The 26,820-nt window shown below is 70.9% G+C and carries 25 protein-coding genes and 2 tRNA genes; 20 read left to right on the top strand and 7 right to left on the bottom strand.

The genetic code is table 11. The annotated features are described in order from the left end of the window. The first annotated feature begins 108 nt into the window (after window positions 1–108). The 3 genes from IEZ11_RS22685 to IEZ11_RS22675 are packed head-to-tail and all read left to right on the top strand — an operon-like array spanning window position 109 to window position 2,855. Entirely contained in the window at window positions 109–1,158 is a 1,050-nt protein-coding gene (locus IEZ11_RS22685) for a chorismate-binding protein (protein ID WP_189264680.1), read from the top strand. Next, complete coding sequence (locus IEZ11_RS22680; protein ID WP_189264679.1) at window positions 1,155–1,976, top strand: aminotransferase class IV; 822 nt, start codon at window positions 1,155–1,157, stop codon at window positions 1,974–1,976. The genes IEZ11_RS22685 and IEZ11_RS22680 overlap by 4 nt, the downstream gene beginning before the upstream one ends. 54 nt (window positions 1,977–2,030) lie before the next feature. Then, window positions 2,031–2,855, top strand: coding sequence for a GNAT family N-acetyltransferase (locus tag IEZ11_RS22675; RefSeq protein WP_189264678.1), 825 nt, complete (start codon window positions 2,031–2,033; stop codon window positions 2,853–2,855). 7 nt (window positions 2,856–2,862) lie between these two features. Here IEZ11_RS22675 and IEZ11_RS22670 read toward each other — a convergent pair whose 3' ends face one another. After that, entirely contained in the window at window positions 2,863–3,381 is a 519-nt protein-coding gene (locus tag IEZ11_RS22670) for a DsbA family protein (protein WP_189264677.1), read from the bottom strand. Between the two features lie 314 nt (window positions 3,382–3,695). On the opposite strand from IEZ11_RS22670, the gene IEZ11_RS22665 reads away from it, so the two are divergent. Next, window positions 3,696–4,151, top strand: coding sequence for a hypothetical protein (locus IEZ11_RS22665; protein ID WP_189264676.1), 456 nt, complete (start codon window positions 3,696–3,698; stop codon window positions 4,149–4,151). 165 nt (window positions 4,152–4,316) lie between these two features. Next, window positions 4,317–4,469 (top strand): hypothetical protein, encoded by a 153-nt coding sequence (locus IEZ11_RS22660; RefSeq protein WP_189264675.1) that lies wholly within the window; start codon window positions 4,317–4,319, stop codon window positions 4,467–4,469. A gap of 100 nt (window positions 4,470–4,569) precedes the next feature. On the opposite strand, the gene IEZ11_RS22655 is transcribed toward IEZ11_RS22660, so the two are convergent. Both IEZ11_RS22655 and IEZ11_RS22650 read right to left on the bottom strand, forming a co-directional pair. Continuing rightward, window positions 4,570–5,130, bottom strand: a complete 561-nt coding sequence (locus IEZ11_RS22655) for a CGNR zinc finger domain-containing protein (RefSeq protein ID WP_189264674.1) — start codon at window positions 5,128–5,130, stop codon at window positions 4,570–4,572. A 276-nt stretch (window positions 5,131–5,406) separates the two neighbouring features. Beyond that, entirely contained in the window at window positions 5,407–5,820 is a 414-nt protein-coding gene (locus IEZ11_RS22650; RefSeq protein ID WP_004002642.1) for an SsgA family sporulation/cell division regulator, read from the bottom strand. Window positions 5,821–6,011: 191 nt separating this feature from the next. Between IEZ11_RS22650 and IEZ11_RS22645 the strand changes: the two genes are divergently transcribed. From IEZ11_RS22645 to IEZ11_RS22600, 10 genes are all read left to right on the top strand, one after another. Beyond that, a complete protein-coding gene (locus tag IEZ11_RS22645; protein WP_189264673.1) occupies window positions 6,012–6,476 on the top strand; it encodes a TIGR02611 family protein in 465 nt (154 codons plus the stop codon). 75 nt (window positions 6,477–6,551) lie between these two features. Beyond that, window positions 6,552–6,623: transfer RNA gene (locus IEZ11_RS22640), tRNA-Val, on the top strand. A gap of 976 nt (window positions 6,624–7,599) precedes the next feature. Continuing rightward, window positions 7,600–8,886, top strand: coding sequence for an ABC transporter substrate-binding protein (locus tag IEZ11_RS22635; protein WP_189264672.1), 1,287 nt, complete (start codon window positions 7,600–7,602; stop codon window positions 8,884–8,886). A gap of 11 nt (window positions 8,887–8,897) precedes the next feature. Beyond that, on the top strand, window positions 8,898–9,857 hold the full coding sequence (locus IEZ11_RS22630) for a carbohydrate ABC transporter permease (RefSeq protein ID WP_189264671.1): 960 nt from the start codon (window positions 8,898–8,900) through the stop codon (window positions 9,855–9,857). Next, window positions 9,854–10,726: a carbohydrate ABC transporter permease gene (locus tag IEZ11_RS22625; protein WP_189264670.1), complete on the top strand. Its 873-nt coding sequence runs from the start codon at window positions 9,854–9,856 to the stop codon at window positions 10,724–10,726. The genes IEZ11_RS22630 and IEZ11_RS22625 overlap by 4 nt, the downstream gene beginning before the upstream one ends. 7 nt (window positions 10,727–10,733) lie before the next feature. Continuing rightward, window positions 10,734–11,318, top strand: coding sequence for a hypothetical protein (locus IEZ11_RS22620; RefSeq protein ID WP_373294955.1), 585 nt, complete (start codon window positions 10,734–10,736; stop codon window positions 11,316–11,318). Window positions 11,319–11,408: 90 nt separating this feature from the next. Next, window positions 11,409–14,147: an exo-rhamnogalacturonan lyase family protein gene (locus IEZ11_RS22615; protein ID WP_189264669.1), complete on the top strand. Its 2,739-nt coding sequence runs from the start codon at window positions 11,409–11,411 to the stop codon at window positions 14,145–14,147. A gap of 123 nt (window positions 14,148–14,270) precedes the next feature. After that, window positions 14,271–14,717: an SRPBCC family protein gene (locus IEZ11_RS22610; protein WP_189264668.1), complete on the top strand. Its 447-nt coding sequence runs from the start codon at window positions 14,271–14,273 to the stop codon at window positions 14,715–14,717. Window positions 14,718–14,756: 39 nt separating this feature from the next. Continuing rightward, window positions 14,757–14,831, top strand: a tRNA-Val gene (locus tag IEZ11_RS22605). A gap of 150 nt (window positions 14,832–14,981) precedes the next feature. Beyond that, the gene (locus IEZ11_RS22600) at window positions 14,982–15,386 is read left to right on the top strand and encodes a nuclear transport factor 2 family protein (protein ID WP_189264667.1); all 405 of its coding nucleotides are present in this window, start codon (window positions 14,982–14,984) and stop codon (window positions 15,384–15,386) included. Window positions 15,387–15,416: 30 nt separating this feature from the next. Here the strand turns inward: IEZ11_RS22600 and IEZ11_RS22595 are convergent, their stop codons facing one another. Beyond that, window positions 15,417–18,212 carry a multifunctional oxoglutarate decarboxylase/oxoglutarate dehydrogenase thiamine pyrophosphate-binding subunit/dihydrolipoyllysine-residue succinyltransferase subunit gene (locus tag IEZ11_RS22595; protein WP_189264666.1) on the bottom strand — a complete coding sequence of 932 codons (2,796 nt, stop codon included), beginning with the start codon at window positions 18,210–18,212 and terminating at the stop codon, window positions 15,417–15,419. 323 nt (window positions 18,213–18,535) lie between these two features. Here IEZ11_RS22595 and IEZ11_RS51005 point away from each other — a divergent pair, with 323 nt between their 5' ends. Beyond that, the gene (locus IEZ11_RS51005) at window positions 18,536–19,042 is read left to right on the top strand and encodes a winged helix DNA-binding protein (protein WP_229713288.1); all 507 of its coding nucleotides are present in this window, start codon (window positions 18,536–18,538) and stop codon (window positions 19,040–19,042) included. On the opposite strand, the gene IEZ11_RS22585 is transcribed toward IEZ11_RS51005, so the two are convergent. Then, window positions 18,969–19,694: a 3'-5' exonuclease gene (locus IEZ11_RS22585; protein ID WP_189264665.1), complete on the bottom strand. Its 726-nt coding sequence runs from the start codon at window positions 19,692–19,694 to the stop codon at window positions 18,969–18,971. The genes IEZ11_RS51005 and IEZ11_RS22585 overlap by 74 nt on opposite strands. A gap of 168 nt (window positions 19,695–19,862) precedes the next feature. Here IEZ11_RS22585 and IEZ11_RS22580 point away from each other — a divergent pair, with 168 nt between their 5' ends. The 3 genes from IEZ11_RS22580 (at window position 19,863) to thrS (ending at window position 23,748) form a co-directional block, all read left to right on the top strand. Beyond that, the gene (locus tag IEZ11_RS22580) at window positions 19,863–20,429 is read left to right on the top strand and encodes a DUF4365 domain-containing protein (RefSeq protein WP_189264664.1); all 567 of its coding nucleotides are present in this window, start codon (window positions 19,863–19,865) and stop codon (window positions 20,427–20,429) included. After that, a complete protein-coding gene (locus IEZ11_RS22575) occupies window positions 20,426–21,661 on the top strand; it encodes a hypothetical protein (protein WP_189264663.1) in 1,236 nt (411 codons plus the stop codon). Before IEZ11_RS22580 ends, IEZ11_RS22575 begins: the two co-directional genes overlap by 4 nt. Before the next feature lie 110 nt (window positions 21,662–21,771). Then, window positions 21,772–23,748: a threonine--tRNA ligase gene (gene thrS / locus IEZ11_RS22570; protein ID WP_189264662.1), complete on the top strand. Its 1,977-nt coding sequence runs from the start codon at window positions 21,772–21,774 to the stop codon at window positions 23,746–23,748. A gap of 26 nt (window positions 23,749–23,774) precedes the next feature. On the opposite strand, the gene IEZ11_RS22565 is transcribed toward thrS, so the two are convergent. Next, a complete protein-coding gene (locus tag IEZ11_RS22565; RefSeq protein WP_189264661.1) occupies window positions 23,775–24,434 on the bottom strand; it encodes a potassium channel family protein in 660 nt (219 codons plus the stop codon). A gap of 67 nt (window positions 24,435–24,501) precedes the next feature. Here IEZ11_RS22565 and IEZ11_RS22560 point away from each other — a divergent pair, with 67 nt between their 5' ends. Then, window positions 24,502–25,065 carry an HIT family protein gene (locus IEZ11_RS22560; protein WP_189264660.1) on the top strand — a complete coding sequence of 188 codons (564 nt, stop codon included), beginning with the start codon at window positions 24,502–24,504 and terminating at the stop codon, window positions 25,063–25,065. 50 nt (window positions 25,066–25,115) lie between these two features. Here the strand turns inward: IEZ11_RS22560 and IEZ11_RS22555 are convergent, their stop codons facing one another. Next, window positions 25,116–26,759, bottom strand: a complete 1,644-nt coding sequence (locus IEZ11_RS22555) for an AbeC-like domain-containing protein (RefSeq protein WP_189264659.1) — start codon at window positions 26,757–26,759, stop codon at window positions 25,116–25,118. Between the last annotated feature and the right edge of the window lie 61 nt (window positions 26,760–26,820).

Here is a 26,820-nt window from a genome sequence, read left to right as displayed (position 1 = left end):
AACGCGTTTGCGCAGCGTGCTGCGCCTCACCCGACGGACGAGGTGGTCAGGACCCCCTTGACGACATGCCCGGGTCACCCCGAGGACACCCGCCATAGACTCGACGACGTGCTCCATCACCCTCCTCTCGCCCGGTTCGGCGACCGCGTCGCCACCGGGCTGCTCGACGTCACCAGTGATCCCGCGGCCCTGGAGTCCTCCGGATTCTGGGCCGTCTGCGCGGATTTCGAGGGCCGGCTGACCTGCGCGCGGTTCGGCGACGTACGGGAGGAACCGGTGCCCGCGCCGGTGCCGGGGGAGTGGCGGGGACCGGCGACCGGTGACTGGACGTCGTCCCTCGACCGCGCCGCGTACACGGCGGCGGTGCGGCGGATCCGCGAGCACATCGCGGCCGGCGAGGTCTACCAGGCCAACCTGTGCCGCGTGCTGTCCGCCCCGGTCGCCCCGGACGCCGACGTGGACGCCCTGACCGCACTGCTGGCCCGCGGCAACCCGGCGCCGTATGCCGGAACGATTCGCCTGCCAGAACACGGGGTGGAGACCGCCACCGCATCGCCCGAGCTGTTCCTGCGCCGGACGGGGCGGACCGTCGAGAGCGGACCCATCAAGGGCACCGGCCGTACCGAGGCGGACCTCCTGGAGAAGGACTACGCCGAGAACGTGATGATCGTCGACCTGGTCCGCAACGACATCGGGCGGGTCTGCGCCACCGGCACGGTGACCGTCCCCGACCTGTGCGCCGTCGAGAAGCACCCGGGGCTCGTCCACCTCGTCTCGACCGTCCGGGGCGAGCTGGACGCGGACGCCGGCTGGCCCGAGCTGCTCGCCGCGGCCTTCCCGCCCGGCTCGGTCACCGGCGCGCCGAAGTCGAGCGCGCTGCGGATCATCGAGGCCCTGGAGACCGCGCCGCGCGGCCCGTACTGCGGCGGCATCGGCTGGGTGGACGCGGACCGGGGCGTCGGCGAGCTGGCCGTCGGCATCCGCACCTTCTGGATCGACCGGTCCGGCGACGGTGACGTGCTCCGGTTCGGCACCGGCGCCGGGATCACCTGGGGTTCCGACCCCGACGGCGAATGGCGGGAGACCGAGCTGAAGGCCGCCCGGCTGCTCGCGGTAGCGTCGGGTGCGTACGACATGAAAGAAGGGGGTCTCAGGTGAGGATCTGGCTGGACGGCGGGCTGCAGGACGTCGAGTCCGCGCGCGTCTCGGTCTTCGACCACGGGCTGACCGTGGGGGACGGCATCTTCGAGACGGTGAAGGCGACGGAGGGCCGGCTCTTCGCGCTCACCCGCCATCTCGACCGGCTGACCCGCTCGGCCCGGGGCCTCGGCCTGCCGGACCCCGACCACGACGAGGTCCGCCGGGCCTGCGAGGCGGTCCTCGCGGCCAACCCGATGCCGCTGGGCCGGCTGCGCATCACCTACACGGGCGGCCACGGCCCCCTCGGCTCCGACCGCGGCGACCAGGGCCCGACCCTCGTCGTCGCCCTCGGCGAGACCGGCCGGCGCGCCGACTCCACCGCCGTGATCACGGTCCCCTGGACCCGCAACGAGCGCGGCGCGCTCACCGGACTCAAGACCACCTCGTACGCCGAGAACGTCGTCGCCCTCGCCCGAGCGAACCAACACGGAGCCTCCGAGGCCCTGTTCGCCAACACCGTCGGGCAGCTCTGCGAGGGCACCGGCTCCAACGTCTTCGTCGTCCTCGACGGCGAGATCCACACCCCGCCGGTCGCCTCGGGCTGCCTGGCCGGCATCACCCGGGCCCTCGCCGTCGAGTGGACCGGCGCCCACGAGACCGACCTGCCCCTGGACGTGCTGGAGCGGGCCGACGAGATCTTCCTCACCTCCACCCTGCGCGACGTCCAGGCCGTGCACCGCGTCGACGACCGCGAACTCCCCGGCGCCCCCGGCCCGGTGACCGCCAAGGCCATGCGCGTCTTCGACGAGCGGTCGGGCCAGGACCTGGACCCGTAAAAGCCCGCTTTGTTGGGCAGACGTGGTGCGCCCTTGGCGGGTAGAACACCCCTGATGACCACGACCCTGCGGCCGACCGAGCCGCTTCAGCACGGCGCCGACGGAGCGCTGTCCCGCCGCTTCCAGGTGTGCGTGAACAGCAGGCCCGTCGGCACCCTCCATCTCGGCACCTCGCTCAGTCTCGGCCCCCGGGTGGCCCGGATCGTCGACCTGCGCATCGAGGAGCCCGACCGCCGCCGGGGCCGGGGCACGGTGGCCGCGCTCGCCGCGGAGGAGGTGGCGCGCGGCTGGGGCTGCCGGCAGGTCGAGCTGAGCGTCCCCGCCGCCGCGGAGCCCGCGCGGCGGCTCGTCGACGCGCTCGGCTACGTCCCGCGCAACCGGGGCATGGAGAAGCGGCTCGGCGACACCCCGCCCGCCCTGCCGACGGGCAGCCTGGGCCGTTCCATGACCGAGGTGGAGTACGAGGAGTGGCTCGCGTACGAGTCCGAGTCGTACACGCGCACGTGGACCGAGCGGGGCCTGCCCGAGGCCGAGGCGCGGGAGAAGTCCCGGCGCGACCACGAGCGGCTGCTGCCGCGGGGGCTCGGCACGGAGGACATGCGGTTCAGCATCCTCGAACACGAGGGGACCCGCGTCGGCACCCTGTGGGTGGCCTTCCGGGAGAACGAGGCCTGGGTGTACGACGTCAGGGCCGGCGCCGCCCACCGCGGCCGGGGGCACGGCCGCACCCTGATGCTGCTGGCGGAGAACCAGACGATCGCCGCCGGCAGACGCGTCCTCGGCCTCAACGTCTTCGCCGGCAACACCCCGGCCGAACGGCTCTACGAGTCGCTCGGGTACGTCACCGTGTCGTACGTCCTCTACAAGAACCTGATCTGAGGTCCGGTCACTCCGGCCCGGCCAGCAACCGGTCCGCGATCTCCTGCACCCGCTCGCGGAGCCCTTCCTGGCTCTTGCCGCCGTCGAGACGCTCACCGCCGACGACATAGGTGGGCGTACCGGTGACACCGATGGCCTTGCCCTCGGCCTGGTCGGCGTCCACGATCAGGATGTGCCGGCCGTCGATCAGGGCGGTGTCGAACTCCTCGGCGTCCAGGCCGAGTTCACCGGCCACCTCGACCAGGAACGGCTCGCCCCCGCGGTCCAGCTCCTCGACCCGGCCGAGGACCGCTTCGACGTACTCCCAGCCCTTGCCCTGCTCCAGCGCCTCCTCGGCGGCCTGCGCGGCGGCGAAGGAGTGCCGGTGCTTCTCCAGCGGGAAGTGCCGCAAGCGGAGCTCCAGCCGGTCGCCGTACCGGGCACGCAGGGCACGGAGGTCGTCCAGGGCACTGCGGCAGTCGGGGCACTGCAGTTCACACCAGACGTCGAGGACCAGGGCGTCGGTGCGCACAGGGGAGTCGTTCATGACCCCCAGTCTTCCAGCCCACACCCCGCCAACCCAATCGACCCGACACTCGCCCGGCGTCGGCGTCGGCGTCGGCGTCGGCGCCGGCACCGACGGGGGCGGGGGCGAAGGCGGGGGGCGAGGGGCGAGGGTGGGTGTGGGCGTGGCTCGTACCTGGGGTGGAGGTGACCCGGAGAGGACCCCGAGATGCCCCTGATTGTCGGGCCTGGGCATGGATCGGACGGGCCGGGCGGTGCACGATGGAAGGGGCGGAGCGGCGTGCGCACGCCGCCCCTGCTCCTCGCCCCGACCGACCCTGCCCGCAGGAGGACCGGATGATCGCCGAGACAGTCTGTTCCGCCGTGTCCGCGGCCGGCCTGGGTATCGCCGTGGTCACCGCCTATCGCAAGCGGTACCTGGCAGCGGCCCGCATCGCCGCCTACTCCCTCGTCCCCATCGGCCTGGTCATGACCGGCGTGGTCGGCTGGCTCGCCGACACCGCCTTCAGTCCCACCGCCTGGGCGGGCTTCGGCGTGCTCGGCGCGGCCTGGGCCCTGTTCGCCACCACCCGCGCAGTGGAGCGCCGGCGCGGCGGCACCCGGGGCACCAGAGCCGAGCGCAAGGCGGCCGCCCGGGGCACTCAGCGCGACGCCGTCGCCCCCGCCGCGTCGGCACCGTCCCTGGGACCGGCCACCCGCCCGGCGGCCAGGCCGACGGCGGCGCCCCGCGGCACCGGCTCGGGCGACGACTTCAGCGACATCGAGGCCATCCTCAAGAAGCACGGCATATGACAGTCACATGAGGCATTGAAACGACACAGTGCGTCCGTGGCGTGCGCGGAAGTGATCAAGGGGTGGGCGGAAGCGAAACGGACATCACGGAATTCGGCGAACTCTCGCCTATTCCGGGCGTGTTGATCGCGCGGCGGGTCCTCGCTGGGACATCATCACCGCGAGATGCTGGACACGAAACAGAGCGAGGCCGCGTCGCCGGAGGACGAGCCGCGCGGGTGCCTCTTCGCCCTTTCCCAGCCACCGCTGATGATCTTCCTAGCGGTGATCGGGTGTCTGATTCTCATGGCTGCGCTGCACGACCTGCTGTGGCTGTGAGCCGTACCCGCCCGTCCCGGCGTCACCCGCCGGGACCGGCGTCGGCATCGACACCTCCGGCACTCCCGCTACGGGCGGCCCGCTCGCGGCGTCTTCCCGGTCAGCCCGCCGCTTCCTTGCGGCGCGCCCGGTACGCGGCGACATGCAGGCGGTTTCCACAGGTCCGGCTGTCGCAGTAACGGCGCGAACGGTTACGGGAGAGGTCGACGAAGGCGCGCCGGCAGTCCGGAGCCTCACAGCGCCGCAGCCGCTCCTGCTCCCCGGCGACGACGAAGAACGCCAGCGCCATTCCGCAGTCGGCGGCGAGATGGTCGGCCACCGAGGCGCCTGGCGCGAAGTAGTGCACGTGCCAGTCGTAGCCGTCGTGGTCCGTGAGCCGGGGCGTGGTGCCCGCGGCCGCGACCAGCTCGTTGATCATCCCGGCGGCGATCCGGGGGTCCGGGGCGGCGAAGATCCCCGCGAACCGTCCGCGGATCTTGCGCACCGCCGACAGATCGAACTCCGACAGCATGCCCACATCGCTGATGTCGTGGTTTCGTACAAAATCCTGGAGAGCCGCGACATCGGCCAGTCCGTCCGCCGCCGTGTCGTCCTCCGGTGCGGTGTTCACCAGATCCACCACGGCGTCGAGAGAACACCGGGTGTCGTGGGTGATCAGCACGTTTCGCTCCCTGGCCTGAGGGTCGGGCGGGCGCCCGCCGATGGTGGCCGATGGTAGCGACATACGGCGACCCGGCACCGTGCCCTGTCCCACTCGGGACTGTCCAGTAGAACGCTCGCCGCCCCCGGGCGGTTCCAGGGGCACGGACACGCGGACACACCGGTGCCGCCCCGTGACCGAACACGGTGGCGGCGTCGGTGCTGCCGTATGCGGTTGTTCTGGCCCGAGCCGTCTCCCCGAGTGGACGGCGCCGGGCGGCTTGTCAGGGGCGGTGGCCTAGCTCTCCGCCAGAATGTGCGAGAGCTCCTGGTCGAGATCGAAGTGCCGGTGCTCCGTGCCGGGCGGCACGGCGGCGTCTGTTCGCTTCAGGAAGGATTCCAGGGCCCGCGCCGGGGCTTCGAGCAGAGCTTCCCCCTCCGGGGAGCTCAGGGCGATGCACACGACGCCCTGACCGTGACTGCGGGACGGCCAGACGCGGACGTCGCCGGTGCCGGTGGGGCGGTGCAGCCCCTCGGCGAGGAGGTCGCGGGCGAACACCCACTCGACGGTCTCCTCGGCTCCGGTGTGGAAGGTGGCGTGCACGGCGTAGGGGTCGGCCGTGTCGTACCGCAGGCCTGCGGGGACAGGCAGGGAGGACTCGCTCGACACAACGAGGCGCAGGTGCAGCTCGCAGCTGACCGTGGTGTTCATAAGCGCCAGGGCCTTTCGCTCAGTGTGCGCTCGGGGATTCGCACGTCGGCGAAATCGACATGCCACCTACGGTGCCGTTGTAAACCCCTCTGAGTGTTTTGCGTGCCTTTACGTAACTCTTCCGGCCGAGAACCTGGACGCGATCTACGACCATTCCGGTGACCGGAATCGCTCAGGTAGGGTTTGGTCGTATGAATACGGGGAGTAACGAACCGGGCGAGGTCGCCGTGGCCTCGGACGGGAGCGAGGTGGACGGGACGACGACGGACCGGGCGCGTGCCGAGCGGGGGCTCGGATCGCGGGCGCCCGCGTTCATCAAGGCGCGCCGGGTGCTGCACCTGAGCTGGCAGGCCGGGGTCTTCACGGTCGGCCTCGCGGTCGTGGCGGTGGGCATCGTGATGCTGCCGCTGCCCGGGCCGGGCTGGGTGGTCATCTTCGGCGGCATGGCGATCTGGGCGACCGAGTTCGTCTGGGCCCAGCTGGTGCTGCGCTGGACGAAACGCAAGGTCACGGAGGCGGCCCAGAAGGCCCTGGACCCCAGGGTGCGCCGCCGCAACATCACGCTCACGACGGTCGGCCTGGTGATCGTGGCCGCCGGGGTCGGGACCTACCTCTCCAGGTTCGGGGTCGTGATGCCCTGGAAGATCGAGGAGTGATCCGACCGCCGCTCACGGACCCCGGCGACTGGTCGGGGGCACCCCCTGACATGGGGTAATGTTCTCCCTGCGTCCGGGCGATTAGCTCAGTGGGAGAGCGCTTCGTTCACACCGAAGAGGTCACTGGTTCGAACCCAGTATCGCCCACCCGGAACCTCGGCCCACCTGCGAGACTGCAGGTGGGCCGAGGTCGTTCCCGGGCCTCGCGGGCGGCATCCGCGGGGCGAGGACCGGCGCGAGCCGCACGACGGTCGCCGAGCCCTTCGAGCGCGGCACCGACAAGCCGGCAAGCCCCGACGCGCCTCGCCACCACCACACCAACCCCCGAACAACCACCCGGCCACCCCCACGAGCCCCGCCCCGCCCCCGTCACCCGCACTGACGCCCCGGCACCCGTCACCTTCCGCCGCTGCCGGCCCCTGCCCGCCCCGGCCTCCCCGGAGGCTCCCCCATCCCCGCGCCCTCGCCACGCCGGTCGATGCAGGTGGACGGCGTGAGCAGTGTCCCTGCCCTGTCTGCCCTGCCCGTCCTGACCCGTGCGGTGCCGGGCGGGGCAAGTCACTCTTCGTCGGCAGTGGCGGGGTGAACACGGTCGGTGTGCGGGCTCCGTCGCGGCTCGACCCCGCTGCGTGGCCGCACGGTCACCTTCGGTCGGCAGATTGCGGACGGTGATCTCCGCGGCGGAACCCGTCGGCCGCGACGTACCCGGCCGTAGTGGTCGGAGGTATCCGCCCCGGGTCCCGAGCCGACGTACGCGTCCCGCCCCGCCGGGAGCCGCCGGGAGCCGCCGGGAGCCGTCGGGAGCCGTCGGTCGGCGGTTGTCGGCCGCGGACGGGCGAGGCCCCGCCCGCACCGCCCCGCTCGTCGAAGCCAACCCGTAACTCCCGTCTTCCCTAAGCGACTTCACGTTCGACCCGTCGATCGCGCGCCCGTCACCTGCGACGTCATCCGCCCCGCGGCACCCGCACCCTCGCCCCGCCGCCCTGCCCCGTCACCCCCGCCCACAAGAAATTCCTGTGCGAATCATTGACGCCTCACCGGCCCCTCCGTAACTTGTGCCAGCAAGCGCTTACTTGAAACGATTCATGCGGGCGTCGGCGACGCCGCGGGGAGGGGCCCGACTGTGGGAACCGGCAGGAACGTGGAGCGGCGGACCATCCTGAAGGCGGCCGGAGCGTCGGCGGCCGCGCTCGGGCTCGGCGCGACGGCGGGGTGTGGCGGCGGGAGTGGTTCCGGGGACGGGACGGTGACGATCCGTTACTCGTGGTGGGGTGCCGAGGAGCGCGCGCAGAAGATCAACAAGACCGTCGCGCTCTTCGAGAAGAAGTACCCGAAGATCAAGGTCAAGACCGACTTTCAGACGTATGCGTCGTTCTGGGAGAAGTTCCAGACGCAGGCTGCCGGTGGAAATCCCCCGGACGTTTTCCAAAATGCCGTCACCTTTCTTCGGAAGTACGACAAGCGAGGAATTCTGCTCGACCTCAAGTCACAGGTTCAGGCGGGAAATCTGAGCCTGGATCACTTCCGGGCCGGGGTGACGAAGGTCGGCGAGGTCGACGGAAAGCAGCTCGGAATCCCCGTCGGCTCCAACACCATGGCGCTGGTCATCGACAAGAAGGTCTACGAGAAGGCCGGTGTCGAGCCGCACGCGGGCTGGACCTGGGACGACTACTTCAAGGCCCTGAAGACCATCCACGACCGGACCAAGGTCGCGGGGGACACCGGCTACTTCGGCATCATGTACCTGTACGACATCTACCTCCGCCAGAACGGCAAGGCCTTCTACACGAAGGACGGGCTCGGTTTCGACAAGGCCGACCTGACGGAGTGGTGGGCCGACGGCTACAGCCGCGTCAAGGCCGGCATCGTCACCGACCCGAAGGTCGTGGCCCAGGACTTCCCCAAGTCCTCCCTCTCCGCAGGCCACGGCGCCTCGGAGTTCACCTGGGACAACTTCACCGTCCGCTACTCGGCGGAAGGCGACAGCACCTACGGCCTGGCGCCGATCCCGACCATGGACGGCAAGCACACCGGGCAGTACCTCGCCTCCCTGATGCTCAGCGCCTCCGCCCGTACCGCGCACCCGAAGGAGGTCGCGCAGTTCATCGACTTCATGGTCCACGATCCCGAGGTCGGCACGATCATGGGCTACGACCGGGGCATTCTCGCGAGCACCGAGCAGTACGCGGCGTTCAGGCCCACGGACGCGGTGAACAAGGAGATCGCGCAGTACGAGGCGGACACCGCCAAGGCCGGTGTCCTCGGCACGATCACCCCGCACCCCTCCGGTGCCGACACCATCGAGGCCGCCTTCCTGCGGATCGGCGGTGACCTCGGCCAGGGCAAGACCAAGGTCGCGGACGCGGTGAAGCAGTTCTTCACCGAGTCCGAGGCCGCCTTCCAGGCCTGATGGGACCCGCTGTGACGCTCGTCAAGGACTCCCCGCCCGCAGCGCGCGGGACGCGTTCGGCCGCCTCCGCCACCGGGCGGCGGCCGGGCCGCCGGCGCGAGAACCTCGCCGGCTACCTCTTCATGTCCCCGTGGATCGCGGGTTTCCTGCTGCTGACCGCGGGCCCGATGGCCGCCTCGCTCTACTTCGCGTTCACCGACTACAACCTCTTCAACACCCCGAAGTGGGTCGGGTTCGACAACTTCACCCAGATGTTCGACGACCCCCGCTGGCAGAGGTCGGTGGAGGTGACCGCGAAGTACGTGGTCATCGGCACCCCGCTGAAGCTGCTTCTCGCGCTCGGGGTGGCGATGCTGCTGGCCCAGAGCCGGCGCGGCCAGGCCTTCTACCGGGCCGCCTTCTACGCCCCCTCGCTCATCGGCGCGAGCGTCTCGGTCGGCTTCGTCTGGCGGTCCCTGTTCTCCGACGGCGCGATCGTGGACCGTACCCAGACCTTCTTCGGCTGGCACGTCGGCGGCTGGGTCGGCAACGCCGACTGGGTGCTGTACTGCCTGGTCGCCCTGACCGTGTGGCAGTTCGGTGCGCCCATGGTCATCTTCCTGGCGGGGCTGAAGCAGGTACCGAGGGAGCTCTACGAGGCGGCCGAGATGGACGGCGCCGGGCCGCTGCGCAGGTTCTGGAACATCACCCTGCCGATGATCTCCCCGGTGCTGTTCTTCAACGTGCTCCTGGAGACCATCCACTCCTTCCAGATCTTCGGATCGGCCTACGTCGTCTCCAACGCCACCTGCGGACCGGCCGACGCCACGCTCGTCTACACCTGCTACCTGTACCAGCAGGGCTTCCAGAACGCCCGGATGGGCTTCGCCGCCGCGATGGCCTGGATGCTGCTGCTGGCCGTGGCCCTGGTGACGGCCGTCCTCTTCTGGTCCCAGAAGAAGTGGGTGCACTACGAGGAGGACGCCCGATGAGCGCGACCACCACCCGGCCGCCCCTGCTGAGCCGCCGCCGGACCGGGTCCCTCGGCTGGCACCTCGGCGCCCTGGCGATCCTCGCGGTCATCCTCTACCCGGTGGTCTGGGTGATCGGGGCGTCCTTCAAGCCGAGCAAGGACATCATCAACAGCCTCCGGCTGTTCCCGTCCCACCCGATCCTGTCCAACTTCAAGGGCCTCGCCGACGGCATAGCGGACATCAGCATCTGGACGTTCTTCCAGAACTCCCTCTTCTACGCCGTCGGTGCCGTCGTCGGTGTGCTGGTCTCCTGTTCGCTCACCGCCTACGCCTTCGCCCGTATCCGCTTCGCCGGCCGCAACCTGCTCTTCTCCCTGATGATCGGCACGCTGCTGCTGCCGTACCACGTGCTGCTGATCCCGCAGTACGTGATGTTCCAGAAGCTGGGCTGGATCAACACCTACGTCCCGCTGCTGATCGGCAAGTACCTCGCCACCGAGGCGTTCTTCGTCTTCCTGATGGTGCAGTTCATGCGGAACCTGCCCCGGGAACTCGACGAGGCGGCCCGGCTCGACGGGTGCGGGCACTTCCGTATCTACTGGTCGATCGTGCTGCCGCTGTGCCGGCCCGCCCTCATCACCAGCGCGATCTTCACCTTCATCAACGCCTGGAACGACTTCATGGGGCCGTTGATCTATCTCAACGAGCCCGGCAAGTACACGGTCTCCCTGGGCCTGATGATGTTCCGCGACTCGGACGGCGTGGCCGCCAACTACGGCGGGATGATCGCCATGTCCCTGGTCGCGCTGCTGCCGGTGCTGCTGTTCTTCCTCGCCTTCCAGCGCTATCTGATCGACGGAATGGCGACCTCCGGACTGAAGGGCTGATGACGTCGTGGCCGACGTGCGCGCAAAGCCGTCCGTCTTCGCGGAGCGGTTCGGGGTCTTCGCCGAGTGCCTGCTCACCGGGGTGTGGATCGCGGTCGCGTCCCTGGGGGTGGTGACCTACCCGGCCGCCTTCGCCGCCGGCGCCCGGCACCTGCGCCGCCGTACCGGGCAGGTGGGCGGCGGCTGGCGGGAGTTCGCCGGGGACTTCCGGGCCGCCCTGCGCGGCGGCTGGCTCGTCGGGTTCGCCGGATGGGGTGCGCTCGTGGCCGCCTGGGTGGACGTCCGGGCGGTGCGCGCCGGGCTGCCGGGCGGGCCGCCCGTCGGGGCGGTGGGGCTGTTCGCGGTGCTGGGTCTCGTGGTCGCGGGGCTGCGCGCGGCGGCTGTCTGGGCGCCGGGCGACCGCTGGCGTCCGCTGCTCGCGGCGGCCGGCCGGCGTACCGTCCTCGACCCCGGCGGTTCCTTCCTGCTCGTCGGGGGAGCGGTCCTCGTGGCCTGTTCCGCCCTGCTCATCGCACCGCTGGCGGTGCCCGTGCTCGGTGCCGTGGCGGCGGCGGCCGTGGCCGTTGAGGAGCGGTACCGGCGCCGTCGCTGAGCCGCCGTGCCCCGAACCCAGGGCGGTGCCCCGGCACCGTACCTCTTTCTGTCATGTCCCTGACCAGCAAGCGCATGGAAAGGAACGGTCATGTCTCCCATTCCCCGCAGGTCCCTCCTCAAGGCGGCCGCCGTGGCCGGCGCCGCCGCCCAGTTCAGCTGGGTGCTGGGGGCGAAGGACGCCGAGGCCGCGCCCGGAGCCGAGGCCGCCGACGCGGACCCGGTGACCCTGGACTGGCTGGAGGACGGCGGCCTCGGCGCCGCGCCCGGCTCGACCGTCGGCGTGCCCTGGCCGATGGGGGCCTTCCAGGAGGACCAGACCTTCGCGCTCACCGACGAGGACGGCAAGGACGTGCCCGTCCAGTCCTGGCCGCTCGCCTACTGGCCGGACGGCTCCCTCAAGTGGACCGCCCACGCGGCCAGTTCGGGCAACGGCAAGCTCACCCTCGCGGCCGGCGATCCGGCCGCCCCCGCCCAGCGGGTCACCGTGGACAAACACGGCGGCACGATCGACGTGTCGACCGGCGTGATCTCCGTGAAGATCGGCAAGAACGGCTCGACGCTCGTCAGGTCCGTCACCCGGGGTGCTACGGAGATCGCCAGGAACGGGCGGCTGGTCCTCATCCGCCAGCCCGAGATCGAGGACGAGGACCAGGGCCAGGTCAGAACCGAGCGCTTCGACGGCGCGATCGACTCCGTCACCGTCGAACAGGAGGGCCCGGTCCGCGCGGTCGTCCGCATCGACGGCAAGCACCGCAAGGGGAGCCGCAGTTGGCTGCCGTTCTCGATCCGGCTCTACTTCTACGCGGGCGCCGACTCGTTCCGGATGGTCCACACGATCACCTACGACGGCACCCAGGAACCGGGCAGGGCGAGCGGTGACTTCATCCGCGGGCTCGGCGTGCGCTTCAGCGTGCCGATGCGCGACGAGGCGTACGACCGGCACGTGCGGATCGGCGGCGAGGGAACCGGCCTGCTGCGGGAGGCGGTCCAGGGCATCACCGGCCTGCGCCGCGATCCGGGCGCGACCGTCCAGGCGGCCCAGTACGCGGGGCAGAAGCTGGCCGACCCCGCCACCTGGGACCAGCGGGTGACGACCCGGTTGCAGTACATCCCGCACTGGGGCGACTACACCCTCGCCCAGCTCTCCGCCGACGGCTTCACCCTGCGCAAGCGCACCAGGAAGGGGTACGGCTGGATCGCGGCCGGCGGCGGCAAGCGGGCCTCCGGCTTCGGTTACGTCGGCGGGGCGAGCGGCGGACTCTCCTTCGGCCTGCGGGACTTCTGGGAGAAGTTCCCGGCCCAGCTCGACATCCGGGACGCCCACACCGACACGGCCGAGGTCACCCTCTGGCTCTGGTCGCCCGAGGCCCAGCCGATGGACCTGCGCTTCTACCACGACGGCATGGGCCAGGACACGTACGCCGAACAGCTCGAAGGCCTCAATATCACCTACGAGGACTACGAGCCGGAGTTCGGCACCCCCTACGGCATCGCCCGCACCTCCGAACTCCTCTTCTGGGCCAACGAGTCGACCCCCTCGGCGGAGGCCCTGGCCGAACAGGTCACGGCCGTGAGGGCGCTGCCGCAGCTCACGGCCCCGCCGAAGCAGCTCATCAAGGCCAAGGTCTTCGGCCCCGGCCTCTACTCCGAGCCCGACCGCTCCACCGCCGCCAAGGCGAAGATCGAGGACCATCTCGACTTCCTCTTCACCTACTACAAGGACCAGGTGGAGCAACGCCGTTGGTACGGCTTCTGGGACTACGGCGACTTCATGCACACCTACGACACCGTGCGCCACCAGTGGCGGTACGACGTCGGCGGCTACGCCTGGGACAACTCCGAGCTCTCGCCCGACCTGTGGCTCTGGTACGCGTACCTCAGAAGCGGTCGCTCGGACATCTTCCGGTTCGCGGAGGCGCTCACCCGGCACACCGGCGAGGTCGACGTCTACCACATCGGCCAGTGGGCCGGCCTCGGCACCCGGCACGGCATCCAGCACTACGCGGACAGCGCCAAGCAGCAGCGCATCTCCAACACCACCTACCGGCGCTTCTACTACTTCCTCACCGGCGACGAACGCGTCGGCGACCTGATGGCCGCGAACGTCGACTCCGACGAGACCTTCCTCGTCCTCGACCCGCAGCGCAAGGTCCGCACCGACCCGTACACGCCCGACCGGCACGCCCTGTCCATCGGCTTCGGCACCGACTGGAGCGGTCTGGTGTCGGCCTGGCTGACCGAGTGGGAGCGCAAGGGCCCGAAGTGGGAGAAGGCCAAGGCCCGCGTCCTGTCCACCATGGCGGGCATCGCCGCCCAGCCCAACGGCTTCGTCCAGGGCAGCGGGCTGTACGACCTGGACACCGGCGAGTTCGCCACGGCGACCACCCCGGTCGTCTCGGTCTCGCACCTCTCGGCCGTCTTCGGCCTCAACGAACTCTGCGCCGAACTCATCTACTTGATCGACATGCCGGAGTTCAACGACGTCTACTTCGACTACTGCCGCTATTTCAACGCCACCAAGACGGAACAGGCGGCACGCTACGGGTCCAACTTCGGCACCCTGCTGCTCTTCCAGGGCCACTCGCGGCTCGACGCGTACGCCGCGGTGCAGACGGGTGACGCAGCGCTCGCCACGCGCGCGTGGACGAAGTTCTACAGCTCCGACGGGTACACGGAGTCCTCGCCGTGGAAGACCGAGCCGCTCTCCGGCCCGGTCACGCTCGTCGCGGGTGCCGAGGCGAGCTGGGTGTCCTCCAACGACACCGCGCTCTACGGGCTCGCCGCCATCGAGAACCTGGCCCTGCTCGGCGACCGGATGCCGTCGTAGCAGGTGGGAGGGGGAGCGCCGTCGCACGGGCGGCGGCGCTCGTACCGACGAGTGTGGGCCAGGTCACTTCGTACGGGCATGAGTACGCGTACTCAGACGCAGGGTCTGCGACAGACTGCGGCCATGGACTGGAACCACTACCGCTTCCGCAGCCTGTGGCCCCTCCCGGTGCCGTCCAGCACCGTCTACGAGGCGCTGCGGAAGGTGGAGGAATACCCCCACTGGTGGCCCCAGGTCCGTTCGGTGCACCGGCTGGACGACTCCGCCGCCGAGCTCACCGTCCGTTCCTTCCTCCCGTACGACCTCGCGTTCACCGCACGCGAGGCACGGCGCGACGCGGCCGCCGGTGTGCTGGAGATCTCGATGACCGGTGACATCGAGGGCTGGGCCCGGTGGACGATCACCCCGGACGGCACCGGCACCCTCGCGCGCTACGAACAGGTCGTCGACGTCGGCAAGCCGCTGCTGCGACGACTCGCCCTGCTGGGACGGCCGTTCTTCCGGCTCAACCACCGGCTGATGATGAGCTCCGGACGACGCGGACTGCTCAGGCACCTCCAAGCGGTTTGAACGGAACCCGGCGGTACCTGTATCGTTCACTGCGTTCCCGGGCGATTAGCTCAGTGGAAGAGCGCTTCGTTCACACCGAAGAGGTCACTGGTTCGAACCCAGTATCGCCCACCACCGGGAAGGCCGGTCCGCCTGATGCGGACCGGTCTTTTTGTCGTCCCGTGATCCGGCCGAACGGTGGACCCGGCAGGGCCGCGCCCGCCTGCCCGTCGGCCGGGCGCGGCGGAAGTGCCTAGGCTGGCACCGCCACGGAAGGGCGGTGCCATGGATGCTGACTCCCGGATCAGGGCCGCGATCGAGGAGCACTGGCGGGCCTCGGAGCGCGGGGACGTCGAAGCCGAGCACGCCCTCTACGCCGCGGACGCGATCCTCGACTACCCGCAGTCCGGTGAGCGTTTCCGGCCTCGCGAGACGATCGCGGCGCAACGCGGCGGGCATCCGGCCGACCGTCACTTCACCGTCCTGCGGATCACCGGCCACGCGCAGACGTGGGTGAGCGAATGCGTCATCACCTATGACGGGGTGCCGTCGTACTCGGTGAGCATCATGGAGTTCGCCGACGAGCGGGTGGTGCACGAGACCCAGTACTTCGCGGGCCCGTTCGGCTCGCCGGCCTGGCGGGCGGAGCTCGCGGAGCCGATGCCGGGACGGACCGTCACGAGCGCCTGACGGCCGCCGGCCGCCGCGCAGCCCAGGGCGTCAGCGGAAGGCCGCCGCCACGAGGGCCTGCTGCTCCAGGGCGTGCCGGCGGGCGGATCCGACCGCGGGGGCGGGCGCCTCGGGCCGGCTGACGCAGTCCACCGGGCGTCCCGCCGACCGGAACAGACGCGGCGCGACGAAGGACCACGCACCCTGGTTCTCGTGTTCCTCCTGCACCCACCGCACCTCCGCCGCGGCGGGGAAGCGGGCGAGTTCCGCCGTGAGCTCCGCCTCGGGGAACGGGTAGAGGCGCTCCACACGGATGATCGCGGTGTCCGTCGCGCCCGAGTCGCGCCGGTGGGTGCCGAGGTCGTGGCAGACCTTGCCCGAGCACAGCAGCACGCGCGTGACCAGGTCGGGATCCGCCGTGTCGTCCGGCAGCACCGGGCGGAAGCCGCCCGTGGTGAACTCCGCCAGGGCGGAGACGGCCGCCTTCGACCGCAGCATCGACTTCGGGGTGAAGACCACCAGCGGTCGCCCGCGGCCGTCCAGCGCCTGCGCCCTGAGCAGATGGAAGTAGTTGCTCGGCAGGGTGGGCATGGCCACGGTCATGTTGTGCTGCGCGCACAGCTGGAGGAAGCGTTCGATCCGGGCGGAGGAGTGGTCCGGGCCCTGCCCCTCCAGGCCGTGGGGCAGCAGCAGTGTCACCGCGGAGCGCTGGCCCCACTTCTGCTCCGACGACGCGATGTACTCGTCGACGACCGTCTGGGCGCCGTTGGCGAAGTCGCCGAACTGGGCCTCCCACAGCACCAGGGCCCCCGGCCGGGCCAGCGCGTAGCCGTACTCGAAGGCCAGCGCGGCCAGTTCGGACAGCATCGAGTCGTACGGCGTGAAGCTCGCGGCCCGCGGGCCCAGGAACTTCAGCGGCGTGTACTCCGCGCCGGTGTGCCGGTCGATCAGGACGGCGTGGCGCTGGCCGAAGGTGCCGCGCCGCGAGTCCTGCCCGGCCAGCCGCACCGGCACGCCCTCCAGCAGCAGCGAACCGATCGCCAGCGTCTCGGCGGTGGCCCAGTCGACCGAGCCGGTCCCGAGCATCGCCGCACGCCGCTGGAGCTGCGGCAGGACGCGCGGGTGCACGGTGAACCCCGGCGGCAGGTCGGTCTGCGACGCGATGACCCGCCGGGCGGTCGGCTCGTCGATCGCGGTCGCCGTGCGGCGGGCGGTCCCGGGCCCGGCGTCGGTGCCGGTGCCGGTGCCGGTGCCGGGAACGTCCTCGGCGCCGGAAGGGTCTCCGGCGGCGGGAAGGCCTTCGGCGGGTTCGGGGGCGGACAGCCCGCGGGTCTCGGTGAAGGCCCGCTCCAGGTGCTCCCGGTAGGCGTGCCGGGCGCCCTGCACCTGCTCCTCGGTGAGGTCCCCGCGGCCCACCAGCGCCTCCGCGTAGAGCGCGCGCACCGAGGCCCTGGCGTCGATGCGGTCGTACATCACCGGCTGCGTGACGGACGGGTCGTCGACCTCGCTGTGCCCGTGGCGCCGGTAACAGACCAGATCGATCACCACGTCCTTGCGGAACGTCCGGCGGTAGTCGAAGGCCAGCCGCGCAACGCGGTCGACGGCCTCCGGGTCGTCGCCGTTGACGTGGAAGACCGGCGCCTCGACCATGCGTGCCACATCGGTGGCGTAGGTGCTGGAGCGGCCGTTGGCGGGCAGGGTGGTGAAGCCCACCTGGTTGTTGACGACCACGTGGACCGTCCCGCCCGTGCGGTAACCGGGGAGCTGCGACATGTTCAGGGTCTCGGCGACCACGCCCTGGCCGGCGAAGGCCGCGTCGCCGTGGACGACGACCGGGAGGACGGGGAAGGCGGCGCCGCGGCCCGTGGCCAGGTCCTGCTTGGCACGCACCACTCCCTGGGCGACCGGCCCCACGACCTCCAGGTGCGAGGGGTTCGCCACGACCGAGACGGCGATGGTGCCGCCGTGCAGGTCGTGGTAGGTGCCCTCGGCGCCGAGGTGGTACTTCACGTCTCCCGAACCCTGGACCGACCCGAGGTCCTCCGCGTCCTCGAACTCGCCGAAGATCTGGGCGTAGGACTTGCCGATGATGTTGGCCAGCACGTTGAGCCGGCCGCGGTGCGCCATTGCGAGGACGGCCTCCGCGACGCCGTCCTCGATGGCCCGCAGCAGCAGCGCGTCGAGCAGGACGACGGCCGACTCGCCGCCTTCGAGCGAGTACCGCTTGTGGCCCACGTACTTGGTCTGCAGGAACGTCTCGAACGCCTCCGCGACTCCCAGCCGGTACAGGATCCGCAGTTGCCGGGCCCGGTCCGGCCGGCCCTGCGCGCTCTCGACGCGCTGCTGGATCCAGCGGCGTTCACGGGAGTCCTGGATGTGCATGTACTCGAACCCGGCGGTACGGCAGTAGAACTCCCGCAGCGCACCGAGGACTTCGTCGAGCGTCATCGTGGTGTGCCCGGCGAACCCGGCCACGGCGAACTCCGCCGCCCGGTCCGCGTCGTGCAGCCCGAAGGCGGCGAGATCCAGCTCGGGATGGGCCGCGGCGGGCCACGGTGCGAGCGGGTTCGTGTCCGCCATCAGGTGGCCGCGCACCCGGTACGCGTGGATGAGGGCCGCGACCCGGACCGCCTCGGCCGCCGCCTCGGCGCTGTCCCGGTGCCCGGGGACGGCGCGGGGAGCCGTGACGGTCGCGGCCGACGGGAGTGCGAAGAAGTCCCGCCACGTCTCGTCGACCGAGCCCGGGTCGTGCAGGAAACGCTGCCGCTGTTCGTCCACGACCCATTGGTTGAGCCCGAAATCCAGTCCGTGCACCGCCGCTCGGGCGGTGTCTGATTGCGAGGTCATGGCACGGAACGCCTTCTTCCCTGTGTGGAGCCCTCGGTTCCCGGCGCGGCCCGGCGGCCGCCTGACCGCGTCGGACTCTCGACGCTAGAACGCGTGGAGCGCGGGGACGGACGGTCCCCATGGCCACATCGGCCTCACATCGGGACATCGGGAGACCGGGAGACCGGGACACCTGGACACCGGCCGGCGCGCGCGGGGGACCGGGCCGTGTCCTGATCCGAGGGCCTTCCGTCCACCCGGTGGGCGATCGGTGCCGAACGGGATGCGGTTGTGAGTGTCCGGTCGCGGACCCGCGGCCGGAGGATCCACCCCTGGGGACGAAGATGATCGACCGCGGTCCGTCGGACACCACCCGGCAGCAGCCCCCGCCCGTCCTGCGGACGCTGGGTCTCCTCCACGGTGAGCTGCGGGCACAGCACGGCCTGTCGCTCCACGACTACCTCGTCCTCGGCGCCCTGGCCGAAGCCGAAGCCGAAGCCGAAACCGGCGGTGGACCCGTGCCCGCGCCCATGCCCGTGGCCCGGCTGACCGCGATCCTCCGGGAACCGGGAAACCGGATGTCCTTCCTCCTGAAGGGGCTCCAGGCGGCCGGACTCGTCGAACGCGATCGCCGGGCCGCCGACCGCAGGACGGTCGAGGTCACCCTGACCGACGCGGGACGCGCCCGTTTCACGGGCGCCGAGAGCACGGCGCGGGCGCTGCTGCGCCGGCACCTGGTGACATCGGAACGGGGCGCCGGCACCGGCGCCCCGTCCGTCACGCCGCCGTCGGCAGTTCCGGCCGCAACGGCCAGTCCGGGTTCACCGTCTCCGGTGTGCCGCTGCGGTTGAACCACGCCTGCAGACCCCGCGCCTGCGCCGCGTGCCAGGTCGTCTGCAGGGTGTGCAGCTCGGCCGGGGTCAGACGCTCCAGCCGGGCCGCGAAACGACGGCCCAGCGCCCGTACGACCTCCAGGGACGCGAGCGCGTCCGCGCCCGCGTCGTGCGCGCCTTCGAGGGTGACCTCGTAGTGCGCGCACAGGTCGGTCAGGGTGCGGCGGCCCTTGCGGTAGCGGTCCAGATGTTTGTCCAGGACCCGGGGGTCGAGGACGAGCAGCGGGCTCGCCTCGAACCAGCGGTCCAGCGCGGACGCCCGGTGCCGCCGCAACTCGCGGTCCAGCAGCGTCAGATCGAACGGCGCGTTCATCACCACCAACGGGCGGTGCATCGCCGCGTGCTCGGCCAGTTCCTCGGCTATCTCGTACATCACCGGCGCCGGCCAACGGCCGTTGCGCTGCAGGTGTTCGTCCGTCAGCCCGTGCACCGCCGTCGCCGCTTCCGGCACCGGCACGCCCGGGTTGACCAGCCAGCGGGTCACCCGGGGGCGGGTGCCCGGGGCGTCCTGGACGACGACCGCGGCGGACACGATGCGGTCGGTCTCCACGTCCACGCCCGTGGTCTCCGTGTCGAAGGCCGCCAAGGGCCCCTCGTACCAGCACGTCATGCCAATACAACTCCTCGTTCACCCACGGCAGGTGACGTTCCGTCTTCTGCCTGTTTGGTGATACCCGGGCCGTTTGCGACGTACGCCGGAAGGACACAACAGGAGTGCGGGTCTTTGCAGTTCAGCGGCCCGTCACGGGGAAACTCTTGGCTGGGAAGGCTGTTGGCCATGGCGATAGCGCAGCCCGAGCGGGGCGGGCTGCTGCCCGAACGCACGGGCCCCCATCGCGGCACGCTCGCGACCACCGCCTGCATGGAGACACTGCAGGTGGGCTATCTGCACGCCGTCGCGGCGGCGGCCGGCTGCTCGCTCTCGCAGCCGTTCCCGGACAACGGCATCGACTGGCACGTCAGCCATGGCTCGCCCGGACACACCGTCGACGACGAGGTGACCATAAAGGTGCAGCTCAAGTGCACGTACCAGATCGCGCCCAACCCGCCGGGACGTTTCTTCTCCTTCACGCTCGACAACGACCACCTGCGCAAGCTCGCCCGCACACCGGTGTCGGTGCACAAGATCCTGGTGGTGATGCTGGTCCCGCGCTCCCAGGACGACTGGCTGCGCGCCAGCCACGACCGGCTCGATCTGCGCCACTGCTGCTACTGGGTCAACCTGGCAGGGCACCCGATCACCGGCCGGCACCGCACCACCGTGCGGATCCCGACCTCGCGCATCTTCGACGACCGGGCGCTCTGCGAGATCATGACGCGGGTCGGGACGGGAGGACGACCATGAGGCACCGTCCGTACGACGAGCAGCTGCGGGAGGTCCGGCCGCATCCCGACGACCTCCACGGGCCCCACTGGAGCCGTCCGCCCGAGCCCGCCGAGGTCGACCCGGCCGTGCTCGGTGCCCTGCTGCGGCGGCACGGCTGGCAGCGGCGCGGGGGAGCGCCGGGCCGCTACGGCCGCTGGACCCCACCCGGGCCGGGCAGCACCGGCACCAGCCTGCTGGTACCCGAGAGCCGCGCCTTCCCGGACAGCGACGACCTGCTCGGGGAGGCGCTCACGGCTCTGGTGCGCAGCGGTACGCCCGCCGCGCGCGAGGTGCTGGTCGGGCTCGCCGTGCCCAGTGACGAGATCCGCTGGTGGCGGGATGTCCCGGGCGGACCGGCCGACACCGCGTCCTGGACGGTCGAGGAGCAACTGCGCACCGCGGCCCGGCAGACCCTGCTGGCCGGCGCGCTCGCCACCCGCGCGCGTGCCGGGTACTACGGCGCCCGGCACCGGCGCGCGGCCGCCGCCCTGCTGGAGTCCGTCCTCGTCGGCTCGGCGGAGGGCGGCCGCGGCCTGACCGCCTTCGTGCCGGTCGGCACCGGCCGGCCGCTCGCCGTACGCCTGCACCAGGCCCTGTACGCGGCCCGCGAGGCCATCGACTACCAGCGGGCCACCGGCGGCATGGACGCCTTCGACGGAGCCGTCGAGGCGGGCGTGAGCCGGGAGCTGACCGACGCCCTGGTCACCCTCGTACGCGGCACCGAAGGCGCCCGGATCTCCGTCGAGTGGGCGCCGGCCGCCGGGGTCCCCGACGACTGCGCGGCCACCACCGAGCCCGTCGAGTTCTCACCCGGCGACCTGGCCGTGCTGCGCGAGGCCGGCGCCCGCTATCTGCGCGACGAACCCTCCGTCGCGGTCCGGGTCACCGGCACCGTGGTGCGGATGCGCCGCTCGGAGCCGCGCGGTGACGGCGCGGTACGGCTGCGGGTGATCGCCGGCGCCGAGGTGCCGTACGTCCGGGTCACCCTCGACGAGGAGGACTACCGGATCGCCGGGCAGGCCCACCTCGTCGGACTCCCGGTGCGGCTGCACGGGCGGCTGGAGAGCCGGGGCGGCTTCCGGCGGCTGACCGGTGCCTACGGGGTCGCGCCGGTCCAGGTGGAGGAGGCCGAGCGGGACCGGCTGATGAAGTCCCTCCAGGAGAATCTCGACTTCTTCGAGGAGGCGTGCACCGGCGACGACTGCGACTGACCGGGGACTGTCGGTAACCGTTTCGCGGACGGAGGGCCGGGGTCGGTACGATCCCGTAATGCGCGCGCTCCTGGTATGGCGCCGCACCCACCTTCAGTCAGGAGAGACCGGTGTCAGACGTCCGTGTGATCATCCAACGCGATTCCGAGCGGGACGAGCGCGTGGTGACGACGGGCACTACGGCCGCCGAGCTCTTCACCGGCGAGCGCTCGGTCATCGCCGTCCGGGTGGCCGGTGAGCTCAGGGACCTCGCGTACGAAGTACGGGACGGCGAGACCGTCGAGGGCGTCGAGATCTCCTCCGAGGACGGCCTCAACATCCTGCGCCACTCCACCGCGCACGTCATGGCCCAGGCCGTCCAGGAGCTCTTCCCCGAGGCCAAGCTGGGCATCGGCCCGCCGGTCAAGGACGGCTTCTACTACGACTTCGACGTGGCCAAGCCGTTCACGCCGGAGGATCTCAAGGCCGTCGAGAAGAAGATGCAGGAGATCCAGAAGCGGGGGCAGAAGTTCTCCCGCCGCGTGGTCACCGACGAGGCGGCCCGCGAGGAGCTGGCGGACGAGCCGTACAAGCTGGAGCTGATCGGTCTGAAGGGCTCGGCGTCCTCGGACGACGGCGCGGACGTCGAGGTCGGCGCCGGCGAGCTGACGATCTACGACAACCTGGACGCCAAGACCGGCGAGCTGTGCTGGAAGGACCTCTGCCGCGGCCCGCACCTGCCGTCCACCCGTCTGATCCCGGCGTTCAAGCTGATGCGCAACGCGGCCGCCTACTGGCGCGGCAGCGAGAAGAACCCGATGCTCCAGCGCATCTACGGGACCGCCTGGCCGTCCAAGGAGGAGCTCAAGGAGTACCTGGACTTCCTCGTCGAGGCCGAGAAGCGCGACCACCGCAAGCTGGGCAGCGAGCTGGACCTGTTCTCCATCCCGGAGCAGATCGGCTCCGGCCTCGCCGTCTTCCACCCCAAGGGCGGCGTCGTCCGCCGCGTGATGGAGGACTACTCGCGCCGCCGGCACGAGGAGGAGGGCTACGAGTTCGTCTACACCCCGCACGCCACCAAGGGGAAGCTCTTCGAGACGTCCGGGCACCTGGACTGGTACGCCGACGGCATGTACCCGCCCATGCAGCTCGACGAGGGCGTGGACTACTACCTCAAGCCCATGAACTGCCCGATGCACAACCTGATCTTCGACGCGCGCGGCCGCTCCTACCGCGAACTGCCGCTGCGGCTCTTCGAGTTCGGGACCGTGTACCGGTACGAGAAGTCGGGTGTCGTGCACGGCCTGACCCGGGCCCGCGGCTTCACCCAGGACGACGCGCACATCTACTGCACCAAGGAGCAGATGGCGGAGGAGCTCGACAAGACGCTCACCTTCGTGCTGAACCTGCTGCGCGACTACGGCCTCACCGACTTCTACCTGGAGCTCTCCACCAAGGACCCGGAGAAGTTCGTCGGCTCGGACGAGGTCTGGGAGGAGGCCACGGAGACGCTCCGCGCGGTCGCCGAGAAGCAGGGTCTGCCGCTGGTCCCCGACCCGGGCGGCGCCGCCTTCTACGGCCCGAAGATCTCCGTGCAGACCAAGGACGCCATCGGCCGCACCTGGCAGATGTCGACCGTCCAGCTCGACTTCAACCTGCCCGAGCGCTTCGACCTGGAGTACACCTCCGCCGACGGCTCCAAGCAGCGCCCGGTGATGATCCACCGCGCCCTGTTCGGCTCCATCGAGCGGTTCTTCGCGGTGCTCCTGGAGCACTACGCGGGCGCCTTCCCGGCGTGGCTGGCCCCGGTCCAGGCGGTCGGCATCCCGATCGGCGACGGGCACGTCGAGTACCTGCAGAAGTTCGCCGCCGAGGCGAAGAAGCAGGGCCTGCGGGTCGAGGTGGACGCGTCCTCGGACCGGATGCAGAAGAAAATCCGCAACGCCCAGAAGCAGAAGGTGCCCTTCATGGTCATCGCGGGCGACGAGGACATGACGGCCGGCTCGGTCTCCTTCCGCTACCGCGACGGCTCGCAGGAGAACGGCATCCCGTTCGACGAGGCCATCGCCAAGATCCTGAAGGTGGTCGAGGAGCGGACCCAGGTCTGATCCGCCTCCGCCAGGGCCCCCGGGGATCAGTTCTCCGGGGGCCTTCTCTCGTCTTCGCCCAGTGAGAAGCGCTGCAGCATCCAGGACGAGAACGACCCGGTGACCGTGCCCAGCAGGGCCAGGCCGCAGGCCATCAGCCCCGCGGCGATGAACCGTCCCAGGGTGGTCACCGGGACGTAGTCGCCGTAGCCGACCGTGGAGAGGGTCGAGCAGGTCCACCAGAGGGAGTCGCCGAAGGTGCGGATGCTGGCGTTCGGGGCGGAGCGTTCCACCTGGTAGACGGCGAGGGCGCCGGAGAAGCCCAGCAGCGAGATCGACAGCGCCGAGTAGGCCGCCACGCGTGCGTGCAGCGGGAGCCGGGGTTCCCCGTGCCGCCGCTGGATCGACTCGTAGGTCCGTACCACCCGCACCGGCCGCAGCAGGGGCAGCACCAGGACGACCGTGTCCAGCCAGTGCCGCCGTACGAACCCCGGTCCCTCGCCGCTGAGCCGCCAGCGCACCGCGTAGTCGACGCCGAACATCGCCCAGGCCGTGTACATCAGGGACAGGAAAAAGGCGTGCGCGGCCTTCGGCATCCCGGGCGCCAGCACATGCACCGCGTACGAGCCGAGGAAGACCAGTGACGCGATGCCGAGCGCCAGGTCGGTCCTGCGGTCCCAGCGGGTCAGCCGGCTGTCGTCGTCCATCCACCCAGCTTCGCCGCCGATCGCTTTGCCCCGGCCCCGGCGACACGCCGCGAACGGGCGAAGCCATATGCTGCGTAGCATGACGAGTGAGCCGGAGCAGCAGATCGGAGTGGGGACGCAGGACGCGTTCCAGCGCCTGTGGACGCCCCACCGGATGGCCTACATCCAGGGTGAGAACAAGCCGAGCGGTCCGGGGGCCGACGACGGCTGTCCCTTCTGCTCGATCCCGGCCAAGTCCGACGAGGACGGCCTGGTCGTCCGGCGCGGCGAGCACGTCTACGCGGTGCTCAACCTCTACCCGTACAACGGCGGTCACCTGATGACGGTCCCGTACCGCCATGTCGCCGACTACACGGACCTGACCGGCCCGGAGACCACCGAGCTGGCCGAGCTCACCAAGCAGGCGATGACCGCGCTGCGCACGGCGTCCGGGGCCCACGGCTTCAACATCGGAATGAACCAGGGCTCGGTGGCGGGCGCGGGCATCGCGGCCCACCTGCACCAGCACATCGTCCCGCGCTGGGGCGGCGACACGAACTTCATGCCGGTGGTGGGCCACACCCGGGTGCTGCCGCAACTGCTGGCGGACACACGGAAGATGCTGGCCGAGGCCTGGCCGACGGCCCATTGAGCAGCCCGTCCGGCGGTTGAGCTCCGGCCTTCGGCCGGACCGCCGGAGGCTCACGCGTCGTAGGTGTCGGCCTTCTTCGGTGACGCCTCCTGGACCGCCCCGCTGAGCGCTCCCGCCCGCGAGTTGAACTTGTCCATGTTGACGTCGTGCTCCTTGAGCACGGTGAACGCGGCCCGGTGCACGGCCCGGAGCACCGGGGTGGCCGCGCGCAGCGCGTCGTCGGCCATGAAGCGGTGGCTCCAGGGCTGGTCGGCCCAGGCGTGCCGGAGGCCGAACGGCTCGGGCAGGCCTATGGAGCCGCCGAGCCACTTCAGCAGCGGCGGGTACCAGCTGATCAGCGCCCGCGCGGAGAGCCGGACCACCTCGTCCGGGGTGACCAGGGGCAGCTTGATGGTCCGGGTCTCCCAGAACCGGACGGTCTTGGCGACCGTCCTGGTGGGGGCCTCGGGCTTGCCGCTGAACAGGCCGTTGACCGGGCCGAGGGCGTGACCGGTGACCTCGATGCGCAGGGTCTCCTTCAGCACGGTCACGGTGGTCATCATGGTGATGATCAGGCCGCCGTCCCACAGGTAGGGCCACTGCACGCCCAGGTAGTGCCGTTCACCCTTGTCGAAGTGGTTGCTGTTGCAGATCCGCTCCACGTCGGAGGGGCCGACCTTGTAGTCGGTCCCCTCGGGCCGGGACACGGCCTTGGCGCCCGCGCCGACATGGCTGACGATCCAGTGCTTGACCTGCGGTTCCGGGAAGCCGCCGGTCTTCAGGTGCTGCCGGTGCAGCACGCTCAGCTCCTTCTCGATCTCCCGGACGACGGTCCAGGCGCGGAACTCGTGGATGCCCTTGACCGGATCGAGCGGGACCAGCTCCTCCGCGAGGTGCCAGGAGCCCCAGCGGGTGCCCATGCCGAGTATGCCCTTGGGGCCGGCGTAGAAGACCGCGTTGGACTGCTGCTCGGCGCTGAGCCGGGCCAGGGACTGGCGCAGCTGCTCGGCGGCGGCCTGGTCGGGGCTGGTCGGCACCGCCTCGGGGACCTTCGCGCCGACGCTGCCGCCGGAGAGCAGGCCGTCCCAGGCCTCGCGCAGGTTGTTCGCGGTGCTCTCGCAGAGCCGTTTGGCCAGATACCAGCCGACGACGGGGAGCACGATGCAGCCGCGCGCGTACCACCCCCAGAAGCCGGTGAGCGGCATCCGGATCAGGAAGACGACCGCGACCACGCCGACGGCGGCCAGCAGGGCGCTGCCGAGGCCGGAGACCCGCTTGTTGTCGGCCTTCAGCATGGTGGCCCGGAGCTGGAAGACCAGCAGCCAGACGAGCAGGCCGGGCAGGAAGAGCACGCCGCACAGGAACATGATCGCGGTCAGCCGCTGGTCGCGTTCCTTTCGGATGCGGTTGGCCGCGAGGCAGTGCTCGACGACCATCTGGGGTTCGCTGCCGAAGGACTGGATGAGGGGCTTGCGGCCGACGCCCAGCATGCGGTCGATGACCGCCTGGGAGTACGCCTCACCGAAGTTGGGCCGGAAGATCTTCGCCCAGCTGCGGCCCTCGCTGACCGTGGACTGGTGCCATTCGTTGTCGGCCTTCTTGATCTCCTCCATGGGTGTGTCCCGGTAGGCCGCCGAGGCCAGGGCGTAGGTCGGTGCCTGCGCCTCGCCGCCCGGCCTGGGCACCTGTGGCCCGAAGAAGTCCTCGAAGCTCATTCCCGCCCCCACTTGCCGCCGTCCCGCTTCTGCGGCCTTCCCGACTTCCGTACTCCGCACA

The organism is Streptomyces fuscichromogenes, assembly GCF_014645815.1.
Lineage (GTDB): Bacteria > Actinomycetota > Actinomycetes > Streptomycetales > Streptomycetaceae > Streptomyces > Streptomyces fuscichromogenes.
This window is presented reverse-complemented; position numbering and strand designations above follow the sequence as displayed.

Excerpts from the sequence above, each read along its gene's own strand:
- IEZ11_RS22670 (WP_189264677.1), bottom strand. The coding sequence starts at position 3,381 with ATGAACGACTCCCCTGTGCGCACCGACGCCCTGGTCCTCGACGTCTGG.
- IEZ11_RS22615 (WP_189264669.1), top strand. The coding sequence starts at position 11,409 with ATGTCTCCCATTCCCCGCAGGTCCCTCCTCAAGGCGGCCGCCGTGGCC.
- IEZ11_RS22675 (WP_189264678.1), top strand. The coding sequence starts at position 2,031 with ATGACCACGACCCTGCGGCCGACCGAGCCGCTTCAGCACGGCGCCGAC.
- IEZ11_RS22625 (WP_189264670.1), top strand. The coding sequence starts at position 9,854 with ATGAGCGCGACCACCACCCGGCCGCCCCTGCTGAGCCGCCGCCGGACC.
- IEZ11_RS22585 (WP_189264665.1), bottom strand. The coding sequence starts at position 19,694 with ATGACGTGCTGGTACGAGGGGCCCTTGGCGGCCTTCGACACGGAGACC.
- IEZ11_RS22600 (WP_189264667.1), top strand. The coding sequence starts at position 14,982 with ATGGATGCTGACTCCCGGATCAGGGCCGCGATCGAGGAGCACTGGCGG.
- IEZ11_RS22645 (WP_189264673.1), top strand. The coding sequence starts at position 6,012 with ATGAATACGGGGAGTAACGAACCGGGCGAGGTCGCCGTGGCCTCGGAC.
- IEZ11_RS22580 (WP_189264664.1), top strand. The coding sequence starts at position 19,863 with ATGGCGATAGCGCAGCCCGAGCGGGGCGGGCTGCTGCCCGAACGCACG.
- IEZ11_RS22665 (WP_189264676.1), top strand. The coding sequence starts at position 3,696 with ATGATCGCCGAGACAGTCTGTTCCGCCGTGTCCGCGGCCGGCCTGGGT.
- IEZ11_RS22565 (WP_189264661.1), bottom strand. The coding sequence starts at position 24,434 with ATGGACGACGACAGCCGGCTGACCCGCTGGGACCGCAGGACCGACCTG.
- IEZ11_RS22650 (WP_004002642.1), bottom strand. The coding sequence starts at position 5,820 with ATGAACACCACGGTCAGCTGCGAGCTGCACCTGCGCCTCGTTGTGTCG.
- IEZ11_RS22610 (WP_189264668.1), top strand. The coding sequence starts at position 14,271 with ATGGACTGGAACCACTACCGCTTCCGCAGCCTGTGGCCCCTCCCGGTG.
- IEZ11_RS22595 (WP_189264666.1), bottom strand. The coding sequence starts at position 18,212 with ATGACCTCGCAATCAGACACCGCCCGAGCGGCGGTGCACGGACTGGAT.
- IEZ11_RS22555 (WP_189264659.1), bottom strand. The coding sequence starts at position 26,759 with ATGAGCTTCGAGGACTTCTTCGGGCCACAGGTGCCCAGGCCGGGCGGC.
- IEZ11_RS22560 (WP_189264660.1), top strand. The coding sequence starts at position 24,502 with ATGCTGCGTAGCATGACGAGTGAGCCGGAGCAGCAGATCGGAGTGGGG.
- IEZ11_RS22575 (WP_189264663.1), top strand. The coding sequence starts at position 20,426 with ATGAGGCACCGTCCGTACGACGAGCAGCTGCGGGAGGTCCGGCCGCAT.
- IEZ11_RS51005 (WP_229713288.1), top strand. The coding sequence starts at position 18,536 with ATGATCGACCGCGGTCCGTCGGACACCACCCGGCAGCAGCCCCCGCCC.
- IEZ11_RS22660 (WP_189264675.1), top strand. The coding sequence starts at position 4,317 with ATGCTGGACACGAAACAGAGCGAGGCCGCGTCGCCGGAGGACGAGCCG.